1 protein-coding gene is annotated in these 353 nt (G+C 49.9%); it reads left to right on the top strand.

From position 1 onward, the window contains the following. Positions 1–87 precede the first annotated feature (87 nt). Positions 88–353, top strand: a 266-nt coding sequence (locus QEH52_RS20955; protein ID WP_425609307.1) for a transposase, incomplete at its 3' end; no start/stop codon positions are given.

Below are 353 nucleotides of genomic sequence, written 5' to 3'. Positions count from 1 at the left end.
ATGGAGCGGGAATTAAGAGATGGGGGAGCGGAGGCGGACTTGATTCGACAAAAGCTGCTGGCTCGCATGAATGACGTCTCGGCCTTCATGAAAACTTTAAAACAACGCTTTTCGACTTGGTTTAACAAGACCCATGAGCGCTTTGGGCCCTTATGGGCGGATCGCTTTAAAAGTGTTTTAGTGGAGGGGAAGGTCAACGCGCTGCAAACAATGGCGGCCTATATTGACTTGAATCCTGTGCGAGCGGGATTGGTGAAAGACCCGAAAGATTATCGTTTCTGCGGCTATGCAGAAGCGGTCAGTGGACAAAAAAAGGCACAGCGAGCGCTGAAGTTTCTGACTTTCGGAGCATA

Source organism: Thalassobacterium maritimum (genome assembly GCF_031127805.1).
GTDB lineage: Bacteria > Verrucomicrobiota > Verrucomicrobiia > Opitutales > Coraliomargaritaceae > Thalassobacterium > Thalassobacterium maritimum.
The sequence above is the reverse complement of the archived record's forward strand: the minus strand, read 5'-3'. Positions and strand labels throughout refer to the sequence as shown.